The sequence below is a fragment of the Arsenicicoccus sp. oral taxon 190 genome (assembly GCF_001189535.1).
GTDB lineage: Bacteria > Actinomycetota > Actinomycetes > Actinomycetales > Dermatophilaceae > Arsenicicoccus.
The window spans coordinates 692,383-705,474 of sequence record NZ_CP012070.1 but is presented as its reverse complement, the minus strand read 5'-3'; the positions used below and the strand labels follow the sequence as shown (position 1 = coordinate 705,474).

Genomic DNA, 13,092 nt, shown 5'->3' with positions numbered 1-13,092 from the left:
GGAGGGGTGTCCTCGCCCCGCCCTCCGGTGACCCTCCGCGCGACCCGCTCCGTCCTGCGCGGCCTCGCCCGGCTGCCCGCTCCCGTGATCCGGGCCGTGGCCGGGCGACCACGGCGCGTCGACGGCTACACCCTGCGCGGTGACGTGCAGGCGGCCCTCCGGCTGCTCGAGGTGTCGCCCGGCAGCGACGCCGCCGAGCTCACCCCCGAGCAGTGGCGCGCCGAGATGGAGACCGAGGCGTGGCTCTTCGGCCACCGCCCGCACGTCGCGTCGGTCCGCGACGCTGCCGTCCCGGGGCCGGGCGGCGACATCCCGGTGCGCGTCTACAACCCGCGACCCGACCGGCCCGCCCCCGGCGTCGTCGTCTACTTCCACGGCGGCGGCTTCGTCTCCGGCTCCCTCGACACCGTCGATCCCGTATGCCGTTTCCTCGCCCGCTACTCCGGCTGCGTCGTGGTCTCGGTGGACTACCGCCTCGCGCCGGAGCACGCCTTCCCGTGCGCGGTCGAGGACGCGGTGGCGGCCTTCCGCCACGTGCGGGACCACCTCGGCGACTACGCCGCGCCGGACGCGCCGGTCGCCGTGATGGGCGACAGCGCCGGCGGCAACCTCGCGGCCGTCGTGTGCCACCGCACCGTGGAGGACGAGGCCGGCGGCCCCGACCTGCAGGTGCTCCTCACGCCGGTCGTCGACTGGAGCCGCAAGGCCCGCTCCTACACGTTGTTCGCCCAGGGCTACTACCTGACCGAGGCGACGATGGACTGGTACTCCCACCACTACCTACGCGAGCCGGAGCAGGCCGGCCACCCCGACGCGTCGCCCCTGCTGGCTCGCCACCTCGGGGGCCTGCCCCCGGCATACGTGCTGGTCGCGGCGTTCGACGTGCTCCGCGACGAGGGCCTGGCCTACGCCGCCCGCCTCGAGGAGGCCGGGGTGCCCGTGACGCTGCGCGTCGACGAGGACGGCACCCACGGCGACATCAACGCCATGGGCCTGTCGAGGGCGAGCCGGGACCTGGTCATCGAGGTCAGCGAGGCGGTCCGCGACCTGCTGGTGCGCCGGTGATCGTCCACGAAGTGGCGCCCGGCGTCGTCCAGCTCGACCTCGCGGGCGCCGATCCCGACCAGCTCGCCGACGTCGAGGCCCTCCGGGCGCGGCTCGCGGCCGGCATCGAGGGCGGCTGGCGACGCATCCAGGTGCACCACGCCCCGGAGGACGCCCGCACCCACCGCCTGGCGGCCCGCCTCGGCCTGCGCCGCGAAGGCGTGCTGCGCGGCCTCGGCCCCAGGCACGGGGACGTCGTGGTCATGGCCCGCCTGGCGGACGACCCGGGCCCGGAGACACGCGAGGGATTCCTCGGCGTGCTCAACACGACGATGCCCACCAAGCGCAACATCGCCCAGGCGCTGCTGCGCGACCCGCAGGGCCGGGTGCTGCTGTGCGAGCTCACCTACAAGCGGGAGTGGGACCTGCCCGGCGGCATCGTCGACCCCGGTGAGCCACCCTCGACGACCGCCGAGCGGGAGGTCACCGAGGAGCTCGGGATCGACCTGCAGGTCGGCGACCTCCTCGCGGTCGACTGGCTCCCGCCCTACCGCGGGTGGAGCGACGCGACGCTGTTCGTCTTCGACGGCGGCGACCACGACCCCGACGAGCTGCAGCGACGGATCACCGTGCAGCCCCGCGAGATCCGCGCGGTCCACTGGGCGACGCCGCGGGAGGTCGCCGAGCATTGCGCCCCCTACGTCGTCACCCTGCTGAACCACCTCGCGGCGACCCCGCGGGGCAGGGGGACGGCATACCTGATCGACGGGCGCCCGCGCCCCTGACCGTCCATTGGTCACCAATGGACGGATCAGGCCCCATATGAACGTTCCATCGCGGCATTGGTGACCAATGGCGGACGGTGGGGGGTGGCGGACGGTGCGCGGTGCGGACGGTGCGGGGGCTCAGAGCTCGTCGGCGTCGGGCAGCAGGATGTTGAGCAGCAGCGAGACGAAGGCCACCACCAGGGCGCCGAGGATCGCGTCCCAGAAGAAGTGCTCGACCCGGAAGTCCAGCCCGAGCGGCCCGGCCAGCCACGACGTGAGCTGCAGCATCAACGCGTTGATCACCCACGTGAAGAGCCCCAGCGTGAGGATGATCGCCGGGAGCGAGAAGAGCTTCACGATCGGCTTCACCACCGCGTTGAGCAGCCCGAAGAGGATGGCGACCAGGAGGATGGAGACCAGTCGCGTGGCGAGCGACGGCTTGTCCTCCCCGAGGTGTATGCCGGACACGACCATCGCCGCCACCCAGAGCGCGATGCCGTTGACGAGCGTCTTGATCGCGAAGTTCTTCATGCGCCTATGGTGGCACGCGAGGCCGGGCCTAAGGTGTGCACCATGACTGCTGCCGACGACGCCACCAGCCAGCCTCGACCCGTCCGTCTGCGCGAGGCGCTGGGCGGGGTCCCTGCCTACGCGCCCGGCCGGCCCGCCCCCGAGATCGCGGGGATGACGACGTTCAAGGTCAGCAGCAACGAGAACCCCTACCCGCCGCTGCCCGGCGTCCTCGAGATCGTCGCGGCCGCCGCCCGGACCATGAACCGCTACCCCGACATGGCGGTCACCGAGCTCACGCAGGCGCTCGCCGACTTCCTGGGCGTGCCGCACGACCACATCACCACGGGCACCGGCTCCTCCGGCGTCCTGACCCAGCTGGTCACCGCCACCTGCGACGCCGGCGACGAGATCGTCTACGCGTGGCGGTCGTTCGAGCTCTACCCGATCGTGACGGCGCTCGCGGGCGCGGTGGGCGTGCCGGTGCCGCTGACCGCCGACCACCGTCACGACCTCGACGCCATGGCCGACGCCATCACCGACCGGACCCGCCTGGTCATCGTGTGCAGCCCCAACAACCCCACCGGCCCGTCCGTCCACAGCGACGAGCTCGAGGCCTTCCTGGCCAAGGTGCCCCCGCACGTGCTGGTGGTCCTGGACGAGGCCTACCTGGAGTTCGTCCGCGACCCCGACACCCCGGACGCGCTGGACGTCTACCGCCGTCACTCCAACGTCGCCGTGCTGCGCACCTTCTCCAAGGCCTACGGGCTGGCGGGGCTGCGCGTGGGCTACGCGGTGGCGCCTGCCGAGGTCGCCACGGCCCTCCGCAAGACCGCGCTGCCCTTCGGCGTCAGCCGGATCGCCGAGGACGCGGCGGTCGCCAGCCTCGGGCTCTTCGCGGAGCTCGACGAGCGGGTCGAGGCCATCGTCGCCGAGCGGGAGCGGGTCGCCCAGGGGCTCGCCGCCCAGGGCTGGCGGCTGCCGGACACGCAGGCCAACTTCATCTACTTCCCGCTCGGTGAGCACTGCACGGAGCTCGCCGAGGCCTGTCGGGACGCCGGGCTGGTGGTGCGCCAGTATGGCGACGACGGGGTGCGCGTCACCATCGCCGAGCCCGAGGCCAACTCGCGGCTGCTCGAGCTGGCCGCAGGGTTGCGGGAGCGCCTCCAGCCCGATGACTAGTCACGGTGGACGGTTTACCCCGACTTCACTTGTTGGTGCCCAGGGCGTGACCCACCATGGGACTCGTGGGGAACCTTGGGCCTGGTGACGGGCGGACGCGACGTGGGGGGACGGCCTGGCGGCCGACCCTCGCGCTGGCGTCGCTCGGGGTCGGCAGCACCGCGGTGCTGGCCGCGCTGAGCCTGTCCACCGGCACCCTGGGCGGCGCCCACGGCAGTGCGGGGGCACCGCCGTCGCGGGCCCTCGCCCAGGCCGCCACCGCGGCCGACGACCTGGCGTCCGCGTCCTCCGCAGGGGCTCCCGGGACCCTCGCGGCGCGGCCCGACCGGGTCCGCGCGGTGCCGCTCATCGTGCAGCAGCCGCAGCGCACCGAGGCGACCGACCCCGACACGTCCCTGGACATCGCGCTGCCGTCGATCCTGTCGGCGGCCCCCCGCGGTCAGGTGCTCGAGCAGGTCGTCTTCGACCCGGCCGAACGGCGGCTCGCGGCGCTGCGCGACGTCGCGCCCGTCATCCAGGTCGCCGCGCCCCTCACCGGTCTGAGCGGCGACAGCCTGCTCGGGGCCTTGGTGAGGGCGGCCCAGCTCGTGCCCGCCGGGGTCGACCCGGGCGGAGCGACCCCCCTCGAGCAGTCGCCCCTGATCGCGCTCGCCGCCCCGGCCCCCACCCTGACGCTGATGATGGCGCCCGCCGAGCCGGGCACCGACCTCGCGGCCGGCCCCGGAGCCTGGCCGGGGACCCCCTCCAGCCCGCCGGACGTCCCCTCACCGACCAACCCCGACCCGGGGGACTGGCTGCGACGCGCCCACGAGCCCGACCCGGAGCCGACCACCCCGGCCCCGACCGACCCGACCTCGGGGGCGCCCACCACCGGCGGGTCCGCCCCGGCCCCCGCCCCCCCCAGCCCGACCGGCCCGTCGACCCCCACGTCGCCCGCCCCGGGGGAGAGCACGACCCCGAGCACCCCGACGCCGACGGCTGCGCCCACGAGCACGGTCACCGCGTCGCCCACGCCGGGGGTCTCCCCGCAGCCGTCCCCGACCACCCAGCCCCGTGGCGAGACCACGCCCAGCCCCACCTCCGGGGCTCCGGCCGCCGGCTCGGGTGCCGGGGGCGCCGGCTCGGGCGCTTCCGGCGCGGGAGGCGGCGCCGCGAGCGCCATACCGGCTGGTCCGACGGCCCAGACGACGGGCACGACTACGGGCACGGCCACGCCGCCTGCCCCCGCACGCACCAGCACGCCCTGACGCCGCCGGTGACGGCCGCCCGCGACGCGGCTCGCAGCTGCCCCGGGGCAGGGCCGTGGCAGACACACGCGGCCCCGGCAGGTACGCTGCCCTCGCTAGGCCCAAAGCGTCCACCGAGGCGCGTCGACCGCCACGATCGGCCGGCCCGGTCCGCCCGCGCGACCCGCGCAACGACCGAGCCTGGGCGGAGACCCCGCCCCGCGTGGCCCGAGCCCGGTCTGCGCAGCGACCCTGCGCGGCCCGACGGATCGAAGGAGATCTGACATGAGCGACCCCGTCGTCGCCCCGGGAGATGGCGAGCCCCGTCCCCGGCAGGACCGGACCCCCGCCCGCAACGACGCCTACGGCGGCCCGGAGATGATCCAGCTGCTGACACCCGAGGGTGAGCGCGTCGACCACCCGGAGTACTCCCGCTACGTCGAGCACCTCACCGACGAGGACCTGCGCGGGTTCTACCGCGACATGCTGCTGATCCGCCGCGTGGACACCGAGGGCACCGCGCTGCAGCGCCAGGGCCAGCTCGGGCTGTGGGTCTCGCTGCTCGGTCAGGAGGCCGCCCAGATCGGCGTCGGGCGGGCCATGCGCAAGCAGGACCACGCCTTCCCCGGGTACCGCGAGCACGGCGTGGGCTGGTGCCGCGGGATCAAGCCGTTGCAGGTGATGTCGCAGTTCCGCGGCGTCGACCAGGGCGGCTGGGACCCCCGCGAGGTCGGGATGCACCTCTACACCATCGTCATCGGCAACCAGGTGCTCATGGGCACGGGCTACGCCATGGGGATCACCCTCGACGGCGCCGTCGGCACCGGCGACCCGGACCGCGACGCCGCCGTCGTGGCCTTCTTCGGCGACGGGGCGACCGCCCAGGGCGACGTCAACGAGTCCTTCGTCTTCGCCGGCGTCAACAACGCCCCCATCGTCTTCTTCTGCCAGAACAACCAGTGGGCTATCTCCGAGCCCAACGAGCGGCAGACCCGCGGCCCGCTGCACCACCGCGCCAACGGCTTCGGTTTCCCCGGCCTGCGGGTCGACGGCAACGACGTGCTGGCGTCATACGCGGTCTCCAAGGCGATGCTGGACCGCGCCCGCGACGGGCAGGGCCCCTCGCTGATCGAGGCCTACACCTACCGCATGGCCGCGCACACCACGTCCGACGACCCCACGAAGTACCGCGTCGACGCCGAGGTCGAGGTGTGGAAGCACCGCGACCCGATCCAGCGGCTGCGCGCCTACCTGACCCGCACCGGCAAGGCCGACCAGGCGTTCTTCGAGGCCGTGGACGCCGAGGCCGACGCCATCGCCGAGGAGATCCGCACCGGCACGGTGGGGATGCCCGACCCGGACCCGCACGGGATGTTCGACCACCTCTACGTGGACGAGTTCCCCCTGGTCGAGGAGCAGCGCGCGGAGTTCGCTGCCTACGCCGCGAGCTTCGAGGAGAACTGAGCGATGACCAAGCTCACCATCGCCAAGGCCATCAACGCCGGCCTGCGCGCCGCCATGGAGCGCGACCCCAAGGTCGTGCTGTGCGGCGAGGACGTCGGCAAGCTCGGCGGCGTCTTCCGGATCACCGAGCACCTGCAGAAGGACTTCGGGGAGCACCGGGTCATGGACTCCGCGCTCGCCGAGTCCGGGATCATCGGGACCAGCGTCGGTATGGCGCTGCGGGGGTACCGCCCCGTCGCGGAGATCCAGTTCGACGGCTTCGTGTACCCGGCGTTCGACCAGATCGTGTCGCAGGTCTCCAAGATGCACTACCGCTCGCGCGGCAAGCTGCGGCTGCCCATGGTGATCCGCATCCCCATGGGTGGCGGCATCGGCGCGGTCGAGCACCACAGCGAGTCCAACGAGGCCTACTTCGCCCACACGGCGGGGCTGCGCACCGTCTTCGTGTCCAACCCCGAGGACGCCTACTGGGGCATCCAGCAGGCCATCGAGTCCGACGACCCGGTGATCTTCTACGAGCCCAAGCGCCGGTACCACGAGAAGGGTGAGGTCGACCTCGAGGCGCCGTCCGCGCCGCGAGGGCTCTACGGCGCCAACGTGATCGTGGCCGGCACCGACGTCACCGTCGCGTGCTACGGGCCGATGGTCAAGACCTGCATCCAGGCCGCCGCGGCCGCCGCGGAGGAGGGCACCTCCATCGAGGTGATCGACCTGCGGTCGGTCAGCCCGCTGGACATCGACACCGTGTGCGCGTCGGTCGAGCGCACCGGCCGCCTCGTCGTGGTGCACGAGGCTGCGTCCTTCCTCGGGCTCGGCGCCGAGATCGCCGCCCAGGTGCAGCAGCGCAGCTTCTACCACCTCGAGGCTCCGGTGCAGCGGGTCGCGGGCTATTACCTGCCCTACCCGCCGAGCAAATACGAGGACCACTACCTGCCCGACCTCGACCGCGTGCTCGACGGCGTCGACCGCGCGCTGGCCTACTGACCCCGAGAGGACCGCACCTGTCATGGCCATCAAGAAGTTCAACCTGCCGGACCCGGGCGAGGGCCTGCTCGAGGCGGAGATCGTGACCTGGAAGGTCAAGGAGGGCGACGCCGTCAAGGTCAACGACATCGTCGTCGAGATCGAGACCGCCAAGTCGCTCGTCGAGCTGCCGATCCCGTGGGCCGGCACCGTCGCCCAGATCCTCACCCCCGAGGGCGCGACCGTCGACGTCGGCACCCCGATCATCGCCATCGACGACGGCACCGGCGGCGGGGACGCCCCCGCGCAGCCCGACGACGCGTCTGCTGCCGCGGCCCAGGCCCAGCTCAACGAGGCCTCCGCAGCGGGCGGCGACGACGCGAGCGGCGCCGGCGCCACCGAGGAGCGCGTGTCGGTGCTCGTCGGATACGGCCCCAAGGTGACCGACGCCAAGCGGCGGCCCCGCAAGCACCAGCGCGGCCCGCTGCCCACCCCCAGCGAGACCAAGAACCCCGAGACCTGGGGTGGCCTCGCCACCGTCGCCGCCGTCACCGAGATGACCCACCCGACCGTGGTGGACCCCCACGGCGTCGACGTCGACGTCTCCGACGGCGCCGGGACCCGGCCGGGCAAGGCCCTCGCCAAGCCCCCGGTCCGCAAGTACGCCAAGGACCAGGGCGTCGACCTGGCCGCCGTCACCGGCACCGGCGACGGCGGGATCGTCACCCGCGCCGACGTGGACGCCTTCCTGGCCGGCGGGGGCCAGGGCGCGGGCGCGCCCGAGCCGCAGCAGGGCCGGGCAGCGGGCGCGGCGGCATACGGCACGGGTGGTGAGCGGGAGGTGCGCATCCCGATCAAGGGCGTGCGCAAGATGACCGCCCAGGCGATGGTCGGGTCGGCGTTCACGGCGCCGCACGTCACCGAGTTCATCACGATCGACGTGACCGAGATGATGGCGCTGGTCGAGCGGCTGAAGCGCGACAAGGAGTTCAAGGACGTCCGCGTCTCGCCGCTGCTCGTCGTCGCCAAGGCCCTCGTCGTGGCGATCCGGCGCAACCCGGGCGTCAACGCGACCTGGGACGAGGCCGCGCAGGAGATCGTGCAGAAGAACTACGTCAACCTCGGGATCGCCGCCGCGACCCCGCGCGGGCTGATCGTCCCCAACATCAAGGACGCCGACCGGATGACGATGCTCGAGCTGGCGCAGGCGATGGGCGGGCTGGTCGAGACGGCGCGAGCCGGGCGCACCCAGCCGGCCGACATGTCGGGCGGCACGATCACGATCACCAACGTCGGGGTCTTCGGCGTCGACACGGGCACGCCGATCATCAACCCCGGCGAGTCGGCGATCCTGGCCTTCGGCGCGGTGCGTCGTCAGCCGTGGGTCGTGACCGGAGCTGACGGGTCCGAGGAGATCGTGCCGCGGTGGGTCACGCAGCTCGCGCTGTCCTTCGACCACCGGCTGATCGACGGCGAGCTGGGCTCGCGGTTCCTGGCCGACGTGGCGGCGGTGCTCGCGGACCCCGCCCGGGGGCTGGTCTGGGGCTGAGCCGTCCTGGCCGTATGACGGGGGCGGGGTCGGCGCGTGGGCGCCGACCCCGCTCGTGTCCGTCGGCGACTCGGGGTGCGGCCCGGGCCTGACGACCGGTGGCCGGGCGGATGGCCGGCGGCCGTTCCCCGTGTCGCCTGCCGTTCCCGGTCTCGGTGGCCGTTTCCGGTCTCGGTGGCCGTTCCCCGTCTCGGCGGCCAGCTTCCGTCTGGGGCTGCAGCCGGAGACGGGGGCTGCATGTCAAGACGGGGGATGCAGGTCCAGACGGGGGACGGAGGGCGAGACGGCGACCGCGGGACCGCAGCCAGAGCGCTGCGGCTCAGCGGAAGACGATGGTGCGGTGGCCGTCCCGGATGATCCGGTGCTCCGCGTGCCACTCCACGGCCCGGGCCAGCACCTGCGTCTCGACGTCCCGGCCGATCGCGACCATGCGGTCCGGCGCGGCCCAGTGGTCGACGCGGGCGACGTCCTGCTCGATGATCGGCCCCTCGTCGAGGTCGGCGGTGACGTAGTGGGCCGTCGCGCCGATCAGCTTCACGCCGCGCGCGTGCGCCTGGTGGTAAGGCTTGGCGCCCTTGAAGCTCGGCAGGAACGAGTGGTGGATGTTGATGGCCCGCCCGTCCAGCGCGCGGCACAGGTCGTCGGAGAGCACCTGCATGTAGCGCGCGAGCACCACCAGCTCGACGTCCAGCTCCTCGACCAGCTCGAGCAGCCGCGCCTCGGCCTCAGGCTTGGTCTCGCGGGTGACGGGGACGTGGTGGAAGGGGATCCCGTAGCCCTCGACGAGTGCGCGGAAGTCCTCGTGGTTGGACACCACGGCAGGGATCTCGATGTTGAGGGCGCCCTGCCGCGCGCGGAAGAGCAGGTCGTTGAGGCAGTGCCCGAACCTGCTGACCATGAGCAGCGCCCGGGTCGGCACGGCCGCCTCGTGCAGGTCGAAGCTCATGCCGAACCGCCCCGCCACCCACCGGAACTCCTCGCGCAGCCGCGCCAGGTCGGGCACCGGCCCCCGGAACTGCACCCGCATGAAGAAGGCGTCGTCCTCGGTGTCCCCGAACTGGCTGGACTCCTCGATGGTGCAGCCGTGCTCGACCAGGAATCCGCTGACCGCGTGCACGATGCCCACCCGGTCGGGTCGGCTCGTGAGGGTCAGGACGTATGACGGGTCGGTGGTCGCCGTGGTCACGGGGGTCTCCTGCGGGGTCGAGGGCTCGGTGGTCGACGCTGCGTCGGGGCGGCAGCCACCCACTGTGCCGGTCGCGAGGTCAGCGGTGCAGCAGCGTCCGCAGTCGGGACAGCGGGTCCCGGCGGGCGGGGGCGCGGCGGTGGAGGCTGACCGCGTAACCGCCTCCCGCCCAGGCGTCGCCGGCCCACGTGGCGTACCGGTCGGCGAGCTGGAGGCCCGCTGCGGCGCACGCGGCGTCATAGTCCGCCAGGGAGACCGGCGCGACGTCGGCGGCGAGGTGCTGCGGGTCGAGCCCGAAGCCGGCGACGAGGGTGCCCGCGGGGCTCAGGCAGCCCGCGAGGTGCTGCAGGACCTGGGGCAGCGTCCCGGGCGCGAGGTGTGGGACCACGTCGCCCGCCATCACGATGACGTCGAAGCCCCCGCCGATGATGCCCTGCGGGATGTCGAGGTCGGCGAGGTCGCTGAGCCAGAACGGGATCCGCGGGTTGGCTTCGGCGGCGACCCGCAGCCGCGACAGGTCCGCGTCGACGCCGACTACGGGGTGCCCGAGCTCGTGCAGCCGCAGCGCCACCCGCCCCTCGCCGCACCCCGCGTCGAGCACCCGGCCGCCCTCCGGCAGCAACGAGGCCACCAGGGTGGCCTCCGCGTGCGGGTCGTCTCCGGGGCGCTGCCGTGTCTCGCTCATGGCGCACACGGTAGCCAGGCCCGGTCCGCGGTCAGACGTCGGTCCGCGGTCAGACGTCGGTCTGCGGTCAGACGTCGGTCTGCGGTCAGACGCGGGTCTGCCGTGAGACGCGCATCCGCGGTCAGACGCGCATCCGCGGTCAGACGCGGGTCCGCGGGTCCGAGGGGCGGTGGCGCCCCCGGCGGTCCGGGTCGAGGTGGTCCCAGGTGTCCTGCAGCTCGTCGAAGGTGTGGCCACCCGTCTCGAAGGCCGCGGCGTCGAGCAGGAACTTCTCGAGGGAGTCGTGCAGCCGCTTGTCGGACTCGTTGGCGTCGGCGTCGACCGGGTCGAGCGTGATCGCGGCCTTGGCCTCCTGGGCTGCCATCGCGGCGCGGGCCGACTGGTTGGACAGCACCAGGTTGGGCAGGAACGCGAGGACGAGCACCCCGATGCCGCAGACGATCGCACCGAGCAGGAAGACGTGGTCCATGGACGTCGCGAACCCGGCCTTGATGGGGTGAGCCAGGGTGGGGTGCAGCTTGTTGATGACCGAGGAGTCGCTGCCGACGTTGCCGAGCGAGCCCATGCCTTGGCCCGCGGCCATCGCCTTGACGAGTCCGGCCGACTCCGGGGAGTAGGCGGACACGGCGGGGTCGCGCAGCGCCGCGACGAAGGCGGGGTCCTTGGTCGCGCTGGCGAAGGCGTCCTTGATGCTGTCGCCGAGGGAGTTGAACAGCACCGACAGGAAGATCGCGACGCCGAGCGTGCCACCGATCTGGCGGAAGAAGGTGGCCGAGGAGGTGGCCATGCCCATCTCGCGCGGCTCCACGGCGGCCTGCACGGCGAGCGTCAGCGGCTGCATCGTGTTGCCGAGCCCGAGGCCGAAGAAGAACATCAGCGTCATGACCCAGCGCAGGTCGGTGTCGGCGGTGATTCGCGACAGGGCGATCAGGACCAGGGTCATCAGCACGACGCCGATCAGGGGGAAGATCTTGATGCGTCCGGTCCTGCTCATGAGCTGGCCGGAGACGATCGAGGCGATCATCATGCCGAGCACCATCGGGAGCATCTGGAAGCCGGACATCATCGGCGACGACCCGTGCACGATCTGCAGGTAGAGCGGGATCGACATCATGCCGCCGAACATCCCCGCGCCGATGACGAAGCCGCCGGTGAGGGAGATGACGATGGTGCGGTTGCGGAAGATCCGCAGCGGGATCAGCGCGTCGTCGCCGGCGCGGTGCTCGGCCCAGACGAATGCGGCCAGCCCGGCCAGGCCGATCGCGAAGCAGGCTAGCGACGCGGCGGACGTCCAGCCCCAGGTGCGGCCCTGCTCGGCGACCAGCAGCAGCGGCACGAGCCCGATGGCGATGGTGGTGGCGCCAGCCCAGTCGATGCGGGCCTTGCGGGGGGTGTGCGACAGGTGCAGCGTCGCCATGACGGCGGCGAAGGCGACCAGGCCGATCGGGACGTTCATGAAGAAGATCCAGCGCCAGCCCGACAGGCCGAGGATGGAGCTGCGCTCGGCGAAGAAGCCGCCGAGGACCGGGCCGATCACGCTGGAGGTGCCGAAGACCGCGAGGAAGTAGCCCTGGTACTTCGCGCGCTCCCGGGGCGGCACGACGTCGCCGATGATGGCGAGCGCCAGCGACATGAGACCGCCGGCGCCGAGGCCCTGGACCGCGCGGTAGGCGGCGAGCTGGTACATCGACTGCGCCAGGGTGCACAGCAGCGAGCCCGCCACGAAGATGGCGATGGCGGCCAGGTAGAACCGCTTGCGGCCGTAGATGTCGGAGAGCTTGCCGTAGATCGGCGTGGAGATCGTCGACGTGATCAGGTAGGCCGTGGTGACCCAGACCTGCTGGTCCAGGCCGGACAGGTCGTCGGCGATGGTCTTGATGGCGGTGCCGACGACGTTCTGGTCGAGGGCGGCGAGGAACATGCCGGCCATGAGGCCGAGGATGATGGTGACGATCTGCCGGTGGGACAGCTCGCCGTCGGGCCGCGAGGCTGCGGCGGGGGTGGCGGTGGACATCAGGCTCCCTTGGTGGTGCGGTGGTTGCGGAGGTAGGTGTCGACGCTGGTGACGAGGCGCTCGAGGTCGGCGGTCAGCTGGTCGAGGTCGGCCTGGTCCCAGTCGTGCAGGATCTGGGCGAAGAGCTCGGCGCGCTGCCGGCGCAGCGTCTCGACGGTCTGGCGGCCCTCGTCGGTGACGGTGATGACGAACGCTCGCCGGTCCTGCTCGTCGGGGGCCTTGCTGACCAGACCGAGCCGGGTCAGCGCGGTGACGTATCTGCTGGTGGTCGAGACGTCGGTGTGGCAGGCGGCGGCGATGTCGGAGACGCGTCGCTGCTGCTCGTGGACGGTGAAGAGCACGGGCAGCGCGCCGTGGTCGAGACCGGGGACGGTGGGGGGTGCGTGGTGCTTGACCAGGAAGCCGCCACGGATGACGCCGCTGATCGCGGCGGCGAGGGCGGTGATCGACTCCTGGGGGGTGCGCGAGTCAGTCATTTGGTTGCAGCATACAACTGTTTTGT

At 72.7% G+C, this 13,092-nt stretch carries 12 protein-coding genes; 7 read left to right on the top strand and 5 right to left on the bottom strand.

Annotation, left to right across the window (positions count from 1 at the left end; genetic code table 11):
- Window positions 1-6: 6 nt before the first annotated feature.
- Both ADJ73_RS03290 and ADJ73_RS03285 read left to right on the top strand, forming a co-directional pair.
- On the top strand, window positions 7-1,065 hold the full coding sequence (locus ADJ73_RS03290; protein ID WP_050347080.1) for an alpha/beta hydrolase: 1,059 nt from the start codon (window positions 7-9) through the stop codon (window positions 1,063-1,065).
- Window positions 1,062-1,829, top strand: a complete 768-nt coding sequence (locus ADJ73_RS03285; RefSeq protein WP_253272651.1) for an NUDIX hydrolase — start codon at window positions 1,062-1,064, stop codon at window positions 1,827-1,829. Before ADJ73_RS03290 ends, ADJ73_RS03285 begins: the two co-directional genes overlap by 4 nt.
- A 120-nt stretch (window positions 1,830-1,949) precedes the next feature.
- Here the strand turns inward: ADJ73_RS03285 and ADJ73_RS03280 are convergent, their stop codons facing one another.
- The gene (locus tag ADJ73_RS03280) at window positions 1,950-2,342 is read right to left on the bottom strand and encodes a phage holin family protein (RefSeq protein WP_050347079.1); all 393 of its coding nucleotides are present in this window, start codon (window positions 2,340-2,342) and stop codon (window positions 1,950-1,952) included.
- A gap of 42 nt (window positions 2,343-2,384) precedes the next feature.
- Between ADJ73_RS03280 and hisC the strand changes: the two genes are divergently transcribed.
- The 5 genes from hisC to ADJ73_RS03255 all read left to right on the top strand — a co-directional run bounded on the left by hisC (window position 2,385) and on the right by ADJ73_RS03255 (window position 8,705).
- Window positions 2,385-3,503 carry a histidinol-phosphate transaminase gene (gene hisC / locus ADJ73_RS03275; protein WP_050347078.1) on the top strand — a complete coding sequence of 373 codons (1,119 nt, stop codon included), beginning with the start codon at window positions 2,385-2,387 and terminating at the stop codon, window positions 3,501-3,503.
- 65 nt (window positions 3,504-3,568) lie between these two features.
- A complete protein-coding gene (locus ADJ73_RS03270) occupies window positions 3,569-4,750 on the top strand; it encodes a hypothetical protein (RefSeq protein WP_156188092.1) in 1,182 nt (393 codons plus the stop codon).
- A gap of 264 nt (window positions 4,751-5,014) precedes the next feature.
- Window positions 5,015-6,193 (top strand): pyruvate dehydrogenase (acetyl-transferring) E1 component subunit alpha, encoded by a 1,179-nt coding sequence (gene pdhA, locus ADJ73_RS03265; RefSeq protein ID WP_050347076.1) that lies wholly within the window; start codon window positions 5,015-5,017, stop codon window positions 6,191-6,193.
- Between the two features lie 3 nt (window positions 6,194-6,196).
- Complete coding sequence (locus tag ADJ73_RS03260) at window positions 6,197-7,177, top strand: alpha-ketoacid dehydrogenase subunit beta (protein WP_050347075.1); 981 nt, start codon at window positions 6,197-6,199, stop codon at window positions 7,175-7,177.
- A 22-nt stretch (window positions 7,178-7,199) separates the two neighbouring features.
- Window positions 7,200-8,705, top strand: a complete 1,506-nt coding sequence (locus tag ADJ73_RS03255; RefSeq protein WP_050347074.1) for a dihydrolipoamide acetyltransferase family protein — start codon at window positions 7,200-7,202, stop codon at window positions 8,703-8,705.
- A 319-nt stretch (window positions 8,706-9,024) separates the two neighbouring features.
- On the opposite strand, the gene purU is transcribed toward ADJ73_RS03255, so the two are convergent.
- The 4 genes from purU to ADJ73_RS03235 form a co-directional block, all read right to left on the bottom strand.
- Entirely contained in the window at window positions 9,025-9,891 is an 867-nt protein-coding gene (gene purU, locus ADJ73_RS03250; RefSeq protein WP_050347073.1) for a formyltetrahydrofolate deformylase, read from the bottom strand.
- A 79-nt stretch (window positions 9,892-9,970) separates the two neighbouring features.
- On the bottom strand, window positions 9,971-10,576 hold the full coding sequence (locus ADJ73_RS17430; protein WP_050347072.1) for a class I SAM-dependent methyltransferase: 606 nt from the start codon (window positions 10,574-10,576) through the stop codon (window positions 9,971-9,973).
- Between the two features lie 139 nt (window positions 10,577-10,715).
- On the bottom strand, window positions 10,716-12,590 hold the full coding sequence (locus tag ADJ73_RS03240) for an MDR family MFS transporter (protein WP_082176709.1): 1,875 nt from the start codon (window positions 12,588-12,590) through the stop codon (window positions 10,716-10,718).
- The gene (locus tag ADJ73_RS03235; protein ID WP_050347071.1) at window positions 12,590-13,066 is read right to left on the bottom strand and encodes a MarR family winged helix-turn-helix transcriptional regulator; all 477 of its coding nucleotides are present in this window, start codon (window positions 13,064-13,066) and stop codon (window positions 12,590-12,592) included. The genes ADJ73_RS03240 and ADJ73_RS03235 overlap by 1 nt, the downstream gene beginning before the upstream one ends.
- Between the last annotated feature and the right edge of the window lie 26 nt (window positions 13,067-13,092).